General features: G+C 44.4%; 12 protein-coding genes. 5 read left to right on the forward strand and 7 right to left on the reverse strand.

Annotated features, from left to right (window positions below; translation table 11 throughout):
• The first annotated feature begins 91 nt into the window (after positions 1-91).
• Positions 92-1225, forward strand: coding sequence for a carboxynorspermidine decarboxylase (gene nspC, locus R8O10_RS06660; protein WP_213871696.1), 1134 nt, complete (start codon positions 92-94; stop codon positions 1223-1225).
• A 77-nt stretch (positions 1226-1302) separates the two neighbouring features.
• On the opposite strand, the gene R8O10_RS06665 is transcribed toward nspC, so the two are convergent.
• Both R8O10_RS06665 and R8O10_RS06670 read right to left on the reverse strand, forming a co-directional pair.
• Positions 1303-1815, reverse strand: coding sequence for a glycine cleavage system protein R (locus tag R8O10_RS06665; RefSeq protein ID WP_005376814.1), 513 nt, complete (start codon positions 1813-1815; stop codon positions 1303-1305).
• A 221-nt stretch (positions 1816-2036) separates the two neighbouring features.
• Complete coding sequence (locus tag R8O10_RS06670) at positions 2037-2939, reverse strand: DUF3943 domain-containing protein (protein ID WP_005376815.1); 903 nt, start codon at positions 2937-2939, stop codon at positions 2037-2039.
• Between the two features lie 191 nt (positions 2940-3130).
• Between R8O10_RS06670 and R8O10_RS06675 the strand changes: the two genes are divergently transcribed.
• Complete coding sequence (locus R8O10_RS06675) at positions 3131-4363, forward strand: CinA family nicotinamide mononucleotide deamidase-related protein (protein ID WP_318191238.1); 1233 nt, start codon at positions 3131-3133, stop codon at positions 4361-4363.
• 96 nt (positions 4364-4459) lie between these two features.
• Here R8O10_RS06675 and yfaE read toward each other — a convergent pair whose 3' ends face one another.
• The 4 genes from yfaE to ubiG all read right to left on the reverse strand — a co-directional run bounded on the left by yfaE (position 4460) and on the right by ubiG (position 9449).
• Positions 4460-4741, reverse strand: coding sequence for a class I ribonucleotide reductase maintenance protein YfaE (yfaE, locus tag R8O10_RS06680; RefSeq protein WP_005376817.1), 282 nt, complete (start codon positions 4739-4741; stop codon positions 4460-4462).
• Positions 4741-5874: a class Ia ribonucleoside-diphosphate reductase subunit beta gene (nrdB, locus tag R8O10_RS06685; RefSeq protein ID WP_005376818.1), complete on the reverse strand. Its 1134-nt coding sequence runs from the start codon at positions 5872-5874 to the stop codon at positions 4741-4743. The genes yfaE and nrdB overlap by 1 nt, the downstream gene beginning before the upstream one ends.
• A gap of 83 nt (positions 5875-5957) precedes the next feature.
• A complete protein-coding gene (gene nrdA, locus R8O10_RS06690; protein ID WP_318191239.1) occupies positions 5958-8240 on the reverse strand; it encodes a class 1a ribonucleoside-diphosphate reductase subunit alpha in 2283 nt (760 codons plus the stop codon).
• A gap of 501 nt (positions 8241-8741) precedes the next feature.
• Positions 8742-9449, reverse strand: coding sequence for a bifunctional 2-polyprenyl-6-hydroxyphenol methylase/3-demethylubiquinol 3-O-methyltransferase UbiG (gene ubiG / locus R8O10_RS06695; RefSeq protein ID WP_017636129.1), 708 nt, complete (start codon positions 9447-9449; stop codon positions 8742-8744).
• A 475-nt stretch (positions 9450-9924) separates the two neighbouring features.
• Here ubiG and gyrA point away from each other — a divergent pair, with 475 nt between their 5' ends.
• From gyrA to R8O10_RS06710, 3 genes are all read left to right on the forward strand, one after another.
• Positions 9925-12645, forward strand: a complete 2721-nt coding sequence (gyrA, locus tag R8O10_RS06700; RefSeq protein WP_206959889.1) for a DNA topoisomerase (ATP-hydrolyzing) subunit A — start codon at positions 9925-9927, stop codon at positions 12643-12645.
• Positions 12646-12768: 123 nt separating this feature from the next.
• Complete coding sequence (locus tag R8O10_RS06705) at positions 12769-13392, forward strand: tetratricopeptide repeat protein (protein ID WP_213872837.1); 624 nt, start codon at positions 12769-12771, stop codon at positions 13390-13392.
• Positions 13393-13434: 42 nt separating this feature from the next.
• A complete protein-coding gene (locus R8O10_RS06710) occupies positions 13435-13989 on the forward strand; it encodes a hypothetical protein (protein WP_005376825.1) in 555 nt (184 codons plus the stop codon).
• A gap of 130 nt (positions 13990-14119) precedes the next feature.
• Here R8O10_RS06710 and nrfA read toward each other — a convergent pair whose 3' ends face one another.
• Entirely contained in the window at positions 14120-15547 is a 1428-nt protein-coding gene (nrfA, locus tag R8O10_RS06715) for an ammonia-forming nitrite reductase cytochrome c552 subunit (protein ID WP_318191240.1), read from the reverse strand.
• Between the last annotated feature and the right edge of the window lie 435 nt (positions 15548-15982).

Below are 15982 nucleotides of genomic sequence, written 5' to 3' on the forward strand. Positions count from 1 at the left end.
TCTTATTTGTACGTTTAAGCCGATGCACTTGCGTCGGCTTTGTTCGATTTTATAGTGTCTTTGCTAAGGCGAAGAGACGTAAGGTATCAAAATGCAACAAAACGAACTAAAAACGCCATACTTCATGATCAATGAAGACAAGCTGATTGAGAACCTAGAGAAAGCAAAACAGCTAAAAGACATCTCTGGTGTGAAGCTTGTATTAGCACTGAAGTGCTTCTCAACATGGGGTGTATTCGACATCATCAAGCCTTACCTAGACGGAACAACAAGTTCTGGCCCGTTTGAAGTGAAGCTTGGCTACGAAACGTTCGGTGGTGAAACACACGCATACAGTGTGGGTTACAGCGAAGATGACGTTCGCGATGTGGCGGACATCTGTGACAAGATGATCTTTAACTCTCAGTCACAGCTAGCGGCTTATCGTCATATTGTCGAAGGCAAAGCATCGATTGGCTTGCGCCTAAACCCAGGTGTGAGCTATGCAGGGCAAGACTTAGCAAACCCAGCGCGTCAATTCTCTCGTCTTGGTGTTCAGGCTGATCACATCAAACCGGAAATTTTTGATGGTATTGATGGCGTAATGTTCCACATGAACTGTGAGAACAAAGACGTGGATGCGTTTATCGGCTTACTCGATGCTATTTCAGCTCAGTTTGGCGAGTACCTAGATAAGCTGGACTGGGTAAGCATGGGCGGCGGCGTGTTCTTCACATGGCCGGGTTATGACATCGAAAAGCTTGGCCTAGCGCTGAAAGCGTTTGCTGAAAAACACGGCGTGCAAATGTACCTAGAACCGGGCGAAGCGATCATTACCAAGACGACTGACCTAGTGGTCACTGTGGTTGATATCGTTGAGAACGTAAAGAAGACGGCGATTGTCGATTCAGCCACAGAAGCTCACCGCTTAGATACGTTGATCTACAATGAGCCAGCGTCAATTCTTGAAGCATCTGAAAATGGTGAACATGAGTATGTGATAGGCTCGTGTTCATGCCTTGCGGGTGACCAGTTCTGCGTGGCGAACTTTGAACAGCCGCTAGAAATTGGACAACGTCTGCATATTCTTGATAGTGCGGGTTACACCATGGTGAAATTGAACTGGTTTAACGGTCTACGTATGCCGTCGGTCTACTGTGAACGCTCGAATGGTGACATTCAAAAACTGAATGAATTTGACTACTCTGATTTCAAACGTTCACTATCTCAGTGGTCAGTGAAATAAGACGTATCGCGCCATAAGCACCAAAAGAGCAGCTTAATCGCTGCTCTTTTTATTGGGGAAACGATAACAGTACGTGATTAACTCTCCACAATCACACGAGTGTCTTCACTCAGAGATTCTAACTCATTGGCTATGTCTTCAATTTCTAGCTCGCTAGGCAGTTTTATCGCCATTTTAGCGCTGAATAAGCTAGAGCTTACCCCTCCGCCTCCAGCAATGAATACACGCTGACAATCCATATCTAAAATTGAGATACCTTGATTATCGAGAACGTGAGTAATTTCATTCACAATACCCGCTCTATCGTTGGCATCTAAACGAAGTTGGAAGATAGTGTCTTCACGATATGAATGAGGCTCAGAGTCGACGAACCTAACAACAAGAGTCTGACAAGAAGAGAACGCCTGTTTAACGATGTCGGCATTTTCTCTTGGAAGCTCTACTTTGATGACACCTGCAACTTGGTCTTCGATAAAGTTTACTTTGCTGATCAGCCATTTCCCGCCGTTTTCGTGTGTGATTGCAGCGAGCTCTTTAATCGTGGCGGGTGACGCTTGTCCGACAAAATTAACAATAAATACGGTGTTCATAATGTCCCCTCCTGGAATCAAGGTTTGGACGCAGTACGAATAAACGTGCTACTTAAGTTATTGGAATAAATCCTTTTATTTAGTGTAGGTGCTAAGGGCAGGTAATGTTTGATGAAAGTCAATTTTTAACACTAATTCGTGATGGAAATAATTAAAACAATGTTCAGAGCACAAAAAAGCAGCCATCGTAAGGCTGCTTTTTACCGAGTATCAACTTAGGATTAGAAGGTTACTTTTAACTCGACACCATAAAATTGACTGTCATAGTTTGCGCCTGCGTCCATGGCGAATTTTGCAACATCTTGGTTTCCAAACCAAGGTGATGAATTGAATTGTAGTTCTGCACTACCGCCCCATGCATCAGTTACCCAATAATGAATATGTCCAACAGGGTTTAAGAAGAAGAGCGAAACATCACCTGCGGTTTCAGAACCCATAACTTCGCCGCCGTTTGCAATAATGTCTTGCTCAGCCGTTAACATCATTTCACCAACAACAGCACCAAAGAATGGTGTGATAAAAATATCCTGCCAAGATGGTACTTCTGCGAACGCCTCCACGCCATACTCCCAAAAGAACGTCGACATCGTTGCGGAGTACAAAAACGACTGAAATTCATTATAGCCAGCGTGACGTGCTGCCGTGTAGTAAACGCCGCCAAAATATGGGTGCATGATGTAGTTGAGGACATGTTCATCGCGATCCCAAACGGGGCCGTCAGAGACATTATCTTTCCACTTTTGCCCCAACTTACTCATGTCTCGGTCTTCTTCGTCCCATTTGGTGATACTTTCTGGAAGAAAAGTCATCATGCCTACGGTCGCGATACTGAGACCTAGAATGGTGTAGGTTTGACCCATCAGATAATCCCAGTCTTTATCTTGAGGGATGATGAGATGTTTAGGCTGAAGCCCTGCGTCAAGGTTTAGCGAATCATCATTATTCTGTTCATACATAACACCGCGATTTTGAGCCTCGAAGGTGTACAGAGTCGTCGTTTCGCAGTAACCTGACAAGCAATCAGGTGTGTAAGAAAACTCTGTATGACGGCTTAGGTCATAGTGACTTGCGTGCGCAAGCGCTGACGAAGCCAAGCAAAGGCCTGTTAGAGTCGTCTTGAACATGGATGATTTTGACACAAAGGTCTCCGAGTTAATGGTGTATGTTCGGGCTCGTAATTATCCCTCAAAACATCAATCATTTAAACACTTGACCCTTATTTAGTCCCAACAAACCTCGGCGAGATTTGTCCAAATAAAAAGAAAAATAAGCGCTATAACGAAAATAGGATTGTGCTTACGTTCAGGAGTCAGTTGTGAAAATAGCAATGCTTAGTACTGGTGAGGAAGTCCTCCACGGTGATATTGTTGATACTAATGCGGCATGGTTGTCTAGCCTGTTTTATCAACAAGGATTTGGCTTAACAAAGCGCTCAACGGTTGGTGATAGCCTATCGAGTTTGGTTGAAGAGTTTTTAATGCTCAGCTTTAATAACGATGTGGTTATTGTTAATGGTGGTTTAGGCCCTACAACGGATGACATGAGTGCCGCCGCCGCCGCGAGAGCCGCCGATTGTAAACTGGTGCTATTCAAAGAGTGGTTGCAGCATCTAGAAAGTTTGTATGCTCGACGTGGCATCCCTATGCCGGACAGTAATTTAAAGCAAGCAATGCTGCCAGAAACGGCAGAGATATTGGACAACCCGATAGGCACTGCTTGCGGTTTCAAAATGCTGATTAATGATGCCATTTTTTATTTCACACCGGGTGTACCAAGTGAATTTAAGCTCATGGCAGAGACGCAAATTCTTCCCGATCTGAGAAGAGTGTTTCCCGATGTTCAAGGTTCATGTTGTAGTCGAATCTACACGTTTGGTCTGTCTGAATCCGGTATTTCAGATAAGCTAGATCAGCTAAAACTTCCTCAAGGCTATGAGCTAGGGTATCGCTCTTACTTGCCTTTTATTGAAGTGAAACTTTTTGGTCCTTCAGATCAGCTTGAACAGCGTTTGAAACTCGTACAGATAATTAATAAACACCTTGAGAGTAATACCGTTAGTATTGACTTACCTATGGTTGAAAATGTCGGCCAGTTGTTGGTCGATAAAGGACTAACGGTGTCGACCTCCGAAAAAAGTAGCGGAGGATACTTAACGTACTGGCTAAACGGTGATGAAAACGCTGAAAAGCAACTAGGGCATGGTTGGATACTACCGAGCCTGACTCAAGCGATGGCCAACAGCGGAGATCCATTAGCAGAAACGTTTGCTCTGGCTGGTGCTACGCGAGAGAAGTGTGGGACGGATTTATCACTCGTTACTGGCCATATTGAAGAGGGTGTTTTTTCCGTCGCTTTATCGACACCGTCAGGCGAGTGGGGAGCGTTATATAAACTCTCGAAAAAGTATCAGCGCAGTGATCAAGTTAAAGTGATCAGCACGGCAGCTCTAGACTTGTTGCGTCGCTACCTAGAACGTAAACCGATGTTTGCGCATTATGCATTTTTAGAGAAAGTTAAAGAGATGCACCTCCCGAGCAGTGCTTTATAACCAAAGCTCTCTACAGTAGTCTGAGAGACAAAAAACAGAGACAAAAAAGCCAAGGTGATTACCTTGGCTTTTGCATTTTATACCGTCGAGTCAACGTTATGCGCGCTGCTTTTCTTTCATCGCGTAGTTAACGCCGCTAAGTGACAAATCTGATTTTGCTTTACAGATACAAGGTAATATTTCATCACTTTGTGTGTAAGCCATGGCAAAACCAACATACTCCACTTCACCAGACTCCAATTTGCAGCGACAGGCGCCGCAGTGCCCATCACGGCAGTTGTATTCTGGTAATAGGCCAGCTTGCTCCATTGTTTCCAAAATCGTATTGGAAGGGTTGGATTCAATGCTGATCAGTTTGTTGATTTTGAGTGTTGCCATTACAGCTCGAATCCTTCGAAGTCATCTGCGCGAACTTCATTGTCAATTTGACCCACAAGGTAAGAAGAGATTTCTGCTTCTTGAGGCGCAACTTGAACGTTATCTGAAGACAACCAAGCGTTAATCCATGGAATTGGGTTGGTTGTTGCTTCTGGATACGCTGCTGGTAGACCTACCGCTTGCATACGAATATTTGTGATGTATTCAACGTATTGGCTTAGGATGTCTTTGTTTAGACCGATCATAGAGCCATCTTTGAATAGATACTCTGCCCACTCTTTTTCTTGCTCAGCCGCTTCTTTGAATAGGTCAAAACAGTCCTGTTTTGCCTCTTCTGCGATTTGCATGAAAGTGAAGTCATCTTGACCGTTACGTAACAGGTTGATCATGTGCTGCGTGCCGTTTAAGTGAAGTGCTTCGTCACGAGCGATCAGCTTGATGATTTTCGCGTTACCTTCCATTAGTTCGCGTTCTGCGAAAGCGAAAGAACATGCGAAACTGACGTAAAAACGAATAGCTTCTAATGCGTTAACAGACATCAGACAGATGTACAGCTTCTTCTTAAGATCGTACAGACTAACCTTAACCGTTTCACCGTTAAGGACATGCTCACCTTCACCGTAGCGATGGTAATCATTCGTCGCTTGAATCAAATCGTCGTAGTAGTGCGCGATGTCTTTTGCACGCTTCAGAATGTGCTCGTTCTCAACGATATCATCAAACACCACCGCAGGGTCGTTCACGATGTTACGAATAATGTGTGTGTAAGAACGAGAGTGAATAGTTTCAGAGAAAGACCAAGTCTCAATCCAAGTCTCTAGTTCTGGCAAAGACACAAGCGGCAGCAGTGCCACGTTAGGGCTGCGGCCTTGGATAGAGTCTAGAAGCGTTTGGTACTTCAAGTTAGAGATGAAGATGTGCTTCTCGTGATCTGGAAGTTTGTTGTAATCGATACGGTCGCTAGATACGTCTACTTCTTCTGGACGCCAGAAGAAAGAAAGTTGTTTCTCGATAAGTTTTTCGAAAATCTCAAACTTTTGTTGGTCGTAACGTGCAACGTTTACTGATTGACCTAGGAACATTGGTTCCTTCAATTGGTCATTCTTTTTTTGGTTAAAAGTACTGTAAGCCATAATGCCTCAATTCCTTTTAAACCTCCCCGTAAGGGGGAGGTTATCGATAGTCTGTCTTTACGGGTTCGCTAGGTACGGGAAGATTAAATCTTACAACCGCCGCCAGCACAATCGTCATCTTGTGGTTGAACAGCATCTTTCTGTTCATCTTTCGCGCCATCACGAGTGTTGTGGTAGTAAAGCGTTTTCACACCAAACTTATACGCTGTTAGCAGGTCTTGAAGTAGTTTCTTCATTGGAACCTTGCCAGTCTCGTAACGTGACGGGTCGTAGTTAGTATTAGCAGAGATAGCTTGGTCAACAAACTTCTGCATAATACCCACAAGGTGTAGATAACCGTCGTTCGAACTGATATTCCAAAGCAGTTCATAGCTGTCTTTAAGTTCTGTGAACTCTGGTACAACTTGCTTCAGGATACCGTCTTTCGAAGCTTTTACTGAAACGTAACCACGTGGTGGCTCAATACCGTTAGTTGCGTTTGAAATCTGAGAAGAAGTCTCAGAAGGCATTAGCGCAGTCAGTGTTGAGTTACGTAGGCCGTGCTCCATAATTTCTTTACGTAGGCTGTCCCAGTCGTAGTGCAGCGCTTCGTCACAAATTAGATCGATATCTTTCTTATACGTATCAATCGGCAGTAAGCCTTTCGCGTAGTTCGTCTCGTCGAATGAAGGACACTTACCTTGTTCTTTCGCCAGTGCTACAGATGCTTTCAATAGGTAGTACTGCATTGCTTCGAACGTACGGTGAGTTAGGCCGTTCGCGCTACCGTCAGAGTATTTCACGCCATTCTTCGCTAAGTAGTAAGCAAAGTTAATCACACCAACACCTAGCGTACGACGGTTCATAGTCGATTTGTATGCCGCTGGTAGAGGGTAATCTTGGTAATCAAGCAGTGCATCTAACGCACGAACAACAAGATCGGATAGCTCTTCGAAATCATCTAGAGACTTGATAGCACCTAAGTTGAATGCAGAAAGCGTACACAGTGCGATCTCGCCTGAGTCATCTTCAACGTTAGTTAATGGTTTCGTTGGCAGTGCGATTTCTAAACATAGGTTCGACTGACGAACTGGAGCGACTTCAGAATCAAATGGGCTGTGAGTATTACAGTGGTCCACGTTCTGGATGTAGATACGACCCGTTGATGCACGCTCTTGCATTAGCAGAGTGAACATTTCAATCGCTTTAACCGTTTCTTTCTTGATTGAAGGATCGTTCTCGTACTTCACGTATAGACGCTCAAACTCTTCTTGGTTTTCGAAGAATGCGTCGTACAGACCAGGTACATCAGATGGTGAGAATAGCGTAATATTGCCGCCTTCAACTAAACGTTGGTACATCAGTTTGTTTAACTGAACACCGTAGTCCATGTGACGAACACGGTTTTCTTCAACACCACGGTTGTTCTTAAGTACCATTAGTGAGCGTGCTTCGCCGTGCCACATTGGGTAGAACACAGTAGCTGCGCCACCACGTACACCACCTTGTGAACAACATTTTACTGCGGTTTGGAAGTACTTGTAGAACGGAATACAACCAGTGTGGAATGCTTCACCACCGCGAATCTCTGAGCCTAATGCACGGATACGACCTGCGTTGATACCAATACCAGCGCGCTGAGATACATAACGAACAATTGAGCTTGCTGTTGCGTTAATAGAATCAAGACTGTCTCCACACTCGATCAGAACACATGAGCTGAACTGGCGAGTAGGGGTACGCACGCCAGACATAATTGGCGTAGGTAGAGAAATCTTAAATGTCGATGTCGCATCGTAGAAACGTTTGATGTAATCAAGACGTGTCGCTTTTGGATATTTCGCAAATAAGCACGCTGCTACAAGGATGTATAAGAACTGAGCACTTTCGTAAATTTGGCCCGTAACACGGTTCTGTACGAAGTACTTACCCTCTAGCTGCTTAACTGCCGCGTATGAGAAGTTTAGGTCGCGTTTATGGTCGAGGTACGCATCAAGTTCGTCGAGTTCTGCTTTTGTGTAGTCTTCTAGAATATGTTGATCGTACTTACCCATATCGACGAGGCGAGACACGTGATCATAAAGCGTTGGTGGCTCGTATTGGCCATACGCTTTTTTACGCAGATGGAATACCGCTAGGCGAGCAGCTAGGTATTGGTAATCCGGAGTCTCTTCAGAGATCAGGTCTGCCGCAGACTTGATGATTGTCTCGTGAATATCTGTCGTTGTGATGCCGTCGTAAAACTGGATGTGAGCGCGAAGTTCTACTTGAGAAACCGAAACGTTATCTAGACCTTCTGCAGCCCAAGTGATAACGCGGTGGATTTTATCCAGATCGATACTTTCTTTACGGCCATCACGCTTGGTGACGGTAAGTTGTTGGTTCATTCTGCTTTATTTCCCTAAGAAAACTGATAAAAGCCGTATTTTTGTTTGTTTATGTGCAATATGAGTAAAGCTTGCGGCGGCTTTGTGATCAAAGTCTATCTATATATTGTCGCTTAAACACAACATATAGGGGTTCATTTGTTTGCGGGTTACAAGATAGTGCTATTACACTGATTTATCAAGGTACAGATCGGGGATGACTTGTGGATAACTGACAAAATGAAAAAAATCAGTAAGTGAACACTAACCGATGAGAAAAGGGCAGACTTGAATGGTTAAAAGTACGGTTTCGAGATCGGTTTAGAAATAACCGCATGCAAAAATATTTTCCTTGATCTTTGGCCGTTTTTATCTACGAAAAATGGCTTGGTCAAAATGGAATCTAGAGCACGAATTTTAGCCATAAAAAGACAAAAAAAGCGGCAACTTTATGCTACCGCTTCCGATTCATTTTCTTTAAAAAATGTCAATCACAAAACTCATTTTTTAACTTAATAGCGTTCAGTATTTTTTAGTATGAACGATGTAGTTTACATCTACATTACGACCGAGTTTGTAGCTATCATTTAGAGGGTTGTAATGAAGCCCAGTAATGCCCATTTCCGTCAGGTCAGTTTGGTCTATCATCTTCATCATTTCGGCTGGCTTGATAAACTTATCGTGCTCATGAGTGCCTTCAGGAACAATCTTAAGAAGCTTCTCAGCACCGACAATAGCAAATAAGTACGACTTAATGTTTCGGTTCAAAGTTGAGAAAAACACGTGACCACCGGGTTTGACTAGCGCAGCACAAGAGCGGATAACGGAGAGAGGATCTGGAACGTGTTCAAGCATCTCCATACAAGTCACGACATCGTAAGTTCCTGCGTTTTCTATAGCGTGGTCTTCTATTGTGCTCTGAATGTAGGTCAGTTGAGTGCCTGTTTCTAATGCATGTAGTCGCGCGACTTCTAATGGTTCTTTACCCATATCAAGCCCCGTCACAATAGCGCCTTCTTTTGCCATGCTTTCAGCAAGAATGCCACCACCACAGCCGACATCAAGTGTTCGCTTGCCAAACAAGCCATTTGCTTTTTCAAGTACATAGTTCAAACGAAGTGGGTTAATTTGATGAAGCGGCTTAAACTCGCCTTCTAAATCCCACCATCGAGAAGCCATGTCCTCGAATTTCTTAATTTCACTTGGGTCGACGTTTTGTGCTTTAGTCATAATTGGTTTTATTGCATTCAATCTGAGTCCTTTAGAGGGCGCCAGTATACTCCAACGTTTTACACCCAAACAACCTCGATGTGCTTAGTTAAGGGACAATGACAGAGTTCACTGGCGCGGCAATCGAGACAGGTGCCTGTAATTTGTAAAGCGCTAACTATTGTTTTTGGTTCATCCTTGAACTGGTGCCAGTGATAATAACTCTAAAACCTGCATTTTCGCGTTGTGTGGTTAAAGGAATTTACCTCGCTTTTCCGCGTAAAGGGTCCGATTTTGCTCAATATTGACCGAAATATAACCACTAATCAGAAAGATATGGGATGAGTGTGCAAATTCTCGACATTTGATTCATAACCAAGCTCACAACCTGATAAAAGGAGAGGGAAAGTGATGCCGAAGTGATGAATTGTGTGTTATATTTTTGCACCTTACACGTATCGTAATTACGATCAGATAATAGAGGGATAATGGCTCTATGAGCGATTTAGCTAAAGAGATCACGCCCGTAAACATTGAAGATGAGCTTAGAGGTTCATACCTAGACTATGCGATGTCAGTCATCGTGGGTCGTGCTCTTCCAGATGTGCGTGATGGCCTAAAACCAGTACACCGCCGCGTTTTATTCGCGATGAACGTACTAGGCAACGATTGGAACAAACCATATAAAAAATCAGCCCGTGTTGTCGGCGACGTAATCGGTAAATATCACCCACATGGTGATATTGCTGTGTACGACACAATCGTACGTATGGCTCAGCCGTTCTCGCTTCGTTACATGCTGGTCGATGGTCAAGGTAACTTTGGCTCGATCGATGGCGACTCTGCTGCGGCAATGCGTTACACCGAAGTTCGAATGGCAAAAATTGCCCATGAACTATTGGCTGACCTAGACAAAGAAACCGTAGACTACGTACCAAACTACGACGGTACTGAGCAGATCCCAGCGGTTCTTCCAACTAAAATTCCAAACCTATTGGTTAACGGTGCTTCTGGTATCGCAGTAGGTATGGCAACCAACATCCCGCCTCATAACCTTGGCGAAGTGATTGATGGCTGTCTTGCATACATCAATAATGAAGAAATCACTATTGATGAACTAATGGATTACATTCCTGGTCCTGATTTCCCAACGGCGGCGCTTATCAGCGGTCGTAAAGGCATTGTAGACGCGTACAAAACAGGTCGCGGCAAAATCTACATGCGTTCGAAAGCGGACATCGAAGTGGAGAAGAATGGTAAAGAGACCATTATCGTCACTGAAATTCCTTACCAGGTGAACAAAGCTCGCTTGATCGAAAAGATCGCTGAGCTAGTTAAAGATAAGAAAGTAGAAGGTATCAGTGCACTGCGCGACGAGTCAGATAAAGACGGTATGCGCATTGTTATTGAGTGTAAGCGCGATGCTGTGGGCGAAGTAGTTCTAAACAACCTTTACGCTCAGACTCAGCTGCAAACCACTTTCGGTATCAACATGGTGGCCCTAAACAATGGCCAGCCACAGCTATTCAACCTAAAAGATATGTTGAAGTGCTTTGTTGATCACCGTCGTGAAGTTGTGACACGCCGTACTATTTTCGAACTGCGTAAAGCGCGTGAACGTGCTCATATCCTTGAAGGTTTAGCTCTAGCGCTTGCTAACATTGATGAAATCATTGAGCTTATCCGTAAGGCACCTACACCGGCTGAAGCAAAAGCGGGTCTTATCGCTCGTGGTTGGGATTTAGGCAACGTTTCAGCAATGCTAGAGCGTGCTGGTACAGATGCTGCGCGCCCTGAATGGCTAGAGCCTGAATATGGTATTCGTGATGGTCAGTACTTCCTGACTGAGCAACAAGCACAAGCTATCCTAGATCTACGTTTACATAAACTAACAGGTCTAGAACACGAGAAGATTCTAGGCGAATACAAAACACTTCTAGAAGAAATCGCTGAACTCATGCATATCCTTGCTAGCACTGAGCGTTTGATGGAAGTTATCCGTGAAGAACTTGAAGCGGTTCGTGACGGCTTTGGTGACGCTCGTCGTACAGAAATCACAGCTGCGAGCCATGATATTGACATGGAAGAGCTGATCGCACGTGAAGACGTTGTAGTTACTCTATCTCACGGTGGTTACGTTAAGTACCAAGTACTGAGCGACTACGAGTCACAGCGCCGTGGTGGTAAAGGTAAGAGTGCGACTAAGATGAAAGATGAAGACCATATCGAGCGTCTTCTAGTGGCGAATACCCACGATAACATCTTGTGTTTCTCTACTCGTGGTAAGACATACCGCCTGAAAGTTTACCAATTGCCTCTAGCGAGCCGTACTGCGCGTGGTAAGCCAATTGTGAACATCCTTCCACTCGAAGAAGGTGAGCGCATTACCGCGATTCTGCGTGTTGATGAATTCTCTGAAGACAAATTCATCTTCATGGCAACAGGTGACGGTACGGTTAAGAAAACGCCGTTGAACCAGTTTGCAAACGTACGTTCAAACGGCCTAATCGCTGTGAACCTACGTGAAGACGATTCGTTAATCGGTGTGGATATCACTAACGGCGAAAACGAAATCATGCTGTTCTCTAAAGCGGGTAAAGTGGTTCGCTTTAAAGAAGCAGAAGAGATTCCAGTACTTGATGAAAATGGTAAACCAGTTCTTGATGAGAATGGTCAGCCAGAGATCAAGTTTAAAGGTGTTCGTCCTATGGGTCGTACCGCCTCTGGTGTTCGTGGTATGAAACTGGCTGAAAATGACCAAGTTGTATCACTTATTGTTCCTTCGCACGAAGGCGACATCCTAACGGTTACAGAAAACGGTTATGGTAAACGTACAGCACTTAGCGAGTACCCGACAAAAGGTCGTGGCACTCAAGGTGTAGTTTCTATCAAAGTTTCTGAGCGAAATGGCCCGGTAGTTGGTGCTATCCAGGTTGTTGAAGGTGATGAAATGATGATGATCACCGACGCTGGCACGTTAGTACGTACTCGTGTGGGTGAAGTTAGCCAGGTTGGTCGTAACACACAAGGTGTAACGCTTATCCGTACTGCGGAAGATGAATCAGTTGTTGGTTTGCAACGTATTGAAGAAGTTGATGATGAAGAGCTGCCTACTGATGAAGATGCAGAAGCGTTAGAGTCAACAGGCGAAAATACGCAGCAAGACGCTTCAGAAGCTCCAGCTGCTGATGATGCAGAGGAAGGTAACGAAGAGTAATCTTACATCGTTATCCTGATATGAAAAGCCGAGCCTTAGTTGCTCGGCTTTTTTGTATCTGTATCAACGCATTTAAAGTAAGAAATGCGTACACTGACGTTATCTTTGTTTATGGGACGTGTTATGTCTGTTTGGTTTTTCGCTGCCATCACTCTAATGGGGTTGTTTATCGTACTCTTATCACTGAGTGCATCAAAAGTTAAACCTGCTCAATGGTTTGGTTTTTGCCTGTTAGTACTTGTCGTGACGAGTGCCAGTTTCTTATTGCTGCATCAAACTCCGCCTAAACCAATACAAGCGGAAATGTCACGAATGATGACTGCTCGTGACATCATGAAAGAGATTCAAGACCAGTTGCGTGAAGACCCGAACAACGCTGAATTGTGGTTCCAACTCGGGCAGGGCTACCTGCTAGAGGGGGAATTTGATGGCGCGCTGATTTGTTTTGATTACGCGATCCAACTGACTGAGCCAGTCAGTGCCACGCAACTTGCCGCAAAAGCGACGACCTTGTACTACATTCACCAGCAATCAATGACGCAAGAAGTTAGCTTGCTTTTGGAGCAAGCTTTGCAGGTAGAGCCGCACAATGAAGCCGCTTTGTCTTTGATCGCAAATGATCATTTTCTGTCATTCCGATTTCAGGAAGCGATTGATGCCTGGGTACTATTATTAGATTCTGATGATCCAAATTTAGATAGGGTGCAAATCATTAACTCTATTAACAAAGCAAAAGAGCTGTTGTAAGCGTACAATTTAACAAGCAATAGAGGGAAAGGTGGGCAACGAATGAAAAATAAAGCACTAAGCATATTGGTTTTGCTGTGCGGCTCTGTGCTGGCGGGTTGTAGCTCTTCCGATCATTCTGGCTCTTCCTCTACGGTTTATTATTCATCGGGTTACTACGACCCGTGGTGGTACGATCATGACGACTACTGGATTTATTACTATCCGGGCTGTTGCGATAACGACGATGAATACAAAGAGAAACTGGAAGAGTGGTGGAATGGTTTAGATGAAGACCAACAGCAATCCATCAAAGACAAAGTCGAAGATTGGAAAGACGACGATATGTCCGCCAATATCGATAACATGAAACGCCAACTTGACGATCATTGGCAATCACTGCCTGACGAGCAAAAGCAAGAGATTCGAACCCAATGGGAGAATCGTCCGGAGCATATTGAACCAGCGACTTTACAAGGCAAGGCGGTGAAAGAAAAGGTTCAACAAAGAAAAGCACTGCCGGAAACGAAGATCCAGCGTCCAGTTGCTCGCCCAAATGTGCAGATACCTAAAGCACGTCCAAATATTCAGCCTAGACCGAGGCTTCCTCGTCGCTAGTACATTCGATTTTCACTCTCGATAGAATCGAGGATGAAGAAATAAGGATAACAAAGAAACAAATAAACAAAAAAAAGGGGCGTTCAGTGCGCCCCTTGTTGTATCTATAAATTAACCTCTGCCAGTTAGACTAATACGTGGCCTCGCGTTCAGCCGCTGCTTTATCCCAGTCTGGCGCTACTGTTTCTAGGAAGTGTTTCTTGTCTGCGTTCATTTTCTCCATATCCATGCCCAGTGCTTGTTGTGCTTTCGCTTTGGTCGAGATATCTGGAATTTGAACAGGGTGAGTAATGCCTTTGGTTGCCAGTAAACGAACCAATTTGGTACGGGCGTCAGCAGCGCGGTCAACTGCAGTACCTAGTACTTCAAGTGCTACCTCAGGAGCATGCATGTGAACACCGTGAGAAGCAATCGCGTAGTCCCAACGCCATTGTGCATGGCGAATATCTTGTAGGATAGGTTCCATCTCTGCTTCTGTTGCACCTGCTTTCCACGCTGCTCCTGCTTCAAAGTGTGCCGCTACGATTTGCTTCTCGGCGGTTAGCTTCATGTTCAGTACTTGCGCTTTGCGAGTCGAGACGATGCCTTGTAGCTGCTCTTTAGTTTGGGTATGGCATTGCGCACAGGTGTCTTCAAAACGATCAAATGGGTTACCCACTTTGTGGTCTGTGTACACCGTACCGTCTTCTTTGGTCACTTTAGGCATGTGGCAGTCCACACACACCACTTTGTTTTTACCATGAATACCCGCTCTCCAAGTTTCGAAACCTGGATGTTGCGCTTTTAGCATCGGCGCTTTAGATACGGCATGCGTCCAATCTTTGAAATTCAACGCGTCGTAGTATTTCTCCATGTCATTAACGGTGGTGCCCATATCCCATGGGAATTTAACCGCTTTAGTTGGGCCGGTGAAGTAGTATTCAACGTGACATTGAGCGCAGACCGATGCTTGCTTATCTAGGCGAGACTGTTCATCAAAGTTTTTACCAATAGTATCAAAAGCACGCTCGACGTATGGGCGAGTCAGTGCTAGCGCAGGTTCGCCTTTCTTGAAGGCTTCAGAGCCTGTGTTGTGGCAATCGGAACAACCGATAGGGTTGATGATTTCTGAGCCTAAGCGTGCCCATTTACCTTCGAAATAACCGTCTTCACCACGTTCATCAATCACGCGAGCAACGTCTGGGCTTTTACAGCTCCAGCACGCCATCGGCATAGGCCCGGACTTCTCGTCGGTTGGTGCGCCGGTACGTAAGGTTTGGCGAACATCATCAAGTGCGTAAAAGTGACCGCGCGCTTTGTTGTAGTCTTTCGCGAAGCCATAACCTGCCCACAGGATAACCATGTTTGGGTCTTCACTTAGAGCATCTTCAATGTGCTCACTTTCGGATGTTGCTTTCCAAGAATGGTATTGATCAGGGTGGTTCTGTTCAAAGACATCGTTACGAGGATCGATAAAATCCTTCTCTTCTGCCGCTAACGGAGCGTCAACCAAAAATAATTGGCTGGCGAATAAGGTCGCAACCGCAATAGGTGCGCTCATCCAGTGTTTTATGCTCACAGTGTTATCTCCATATTCGTTTTTATTAGCAGCGTTGTGAGGAGCTATTCCAAATAAGAACTGGAGATCTACGATTAATAATATTGCTTAATTGGATAGATGAAATAGTGAGTGAATCTTGTCTTGTTTTAGATCAATTTACACCAGTGATCTCAGTCATGTTTGAATTTATATACCTCTAAAGTGGTAGTTGTTAAGTCATTGTTCTGCAATGCTTTGGGTTTTTAACCTTTTTAAAAATAGGGTGATTTAGTTCGCTTTTTGAGCAGGCGTTTCTACCCCTTATGAATAATAGAGGTATTATAAATATAGGTTTAGCGTTGTGGCTTTCCGAAATAAGAATTGATGTCATTTGAAGATCTAAAAAATATCTTCAGAGGAAATTAATTGTCGCTCAAATAAATAATTGAGAATAGTTATCAATTATTATCGAGC

Origin of the sequence: Vibrio sp. 1727 (assembly GCF_033344415.1) — a bacterium.
Classification (GTDB): Bacteria; Pseudomonadota; Gammaproteobacteria; order Enterobacterales; family Vibrionaceae; genus Vibrio; species Vibrio alginolyticus.

Excerpts from the sequence above, each read along its gene's own strand:
- nspC (WP_213871696.1), top strand. The coding sequence starts at position 92 with ATGCAACAAAACGAACTAAAAACGCCATACTTCATGATCAATGAAGAC.
- R8O10_RS06665 (WP_005376814.1), bottom strand. The coding sequence starts at position 1,815 with ATGAACACCGTATTTATTGTTAATTTTGTCGGACAAGCGTCACCCGCC.
- R8O10_RS06670 (WP_005376815.1), bottom strand. The coding sequence starts at position 2,939 with ATGTTCAAGACGACTCTAACAGGCCTTTGCTTGGCTTCGTCAGCGCTT.
- yfaE (WP_005376817.1), bottom strand. The coding sequence starts at position 4,741 with ATGGCAACACTCAAAATCAACAAACTGATCAGCATTGAATCCAACCCT.
- nrdB (WP_005376818.1), bottom strand. The coding sequence starts at position 5,874 with ATGGCTTACAGTACTTTTAACCAAAAAAAGAATGACCAATTGAAGGAA.
- nrdA (WP_318191239.1), bottom strand. The coding sequence starts at position 8,240 with ATGAACCAACAACTTACCGTCACCAAGCGTGATGGCCGTAAAGAAAGT.
- ubiG (WP_017636129.1), bottom strand. The coding sequence starts at position 9,449 with ATGACTAAAGCACAAAACGTCGACCCAAGTGAAATTAAGAAATTCGAG.
- gyrA (WP_206959889.1), top strand. The coding sequence starts at position 9,925 with ATGAGCGATTTAGCTAAAGAGATCACGCCCGTAAACATTGAAGATGAG.
- R8O10_RS06705 (WP_213872837.1), top strand. The coding sequence starts at position 12,769 with ATGTCTGTTTGGTTTTTCGCTGCCATCACTCTAATGGGGTTGTTTATC.
- R8O10_RS06710 (WP_005376825.1), top strand. The coding sequence starts at position 13,435 with ATGAAAAATAAAGCACTAAGCATATTGGTTTTGCTGTGCGGCTCTGTG.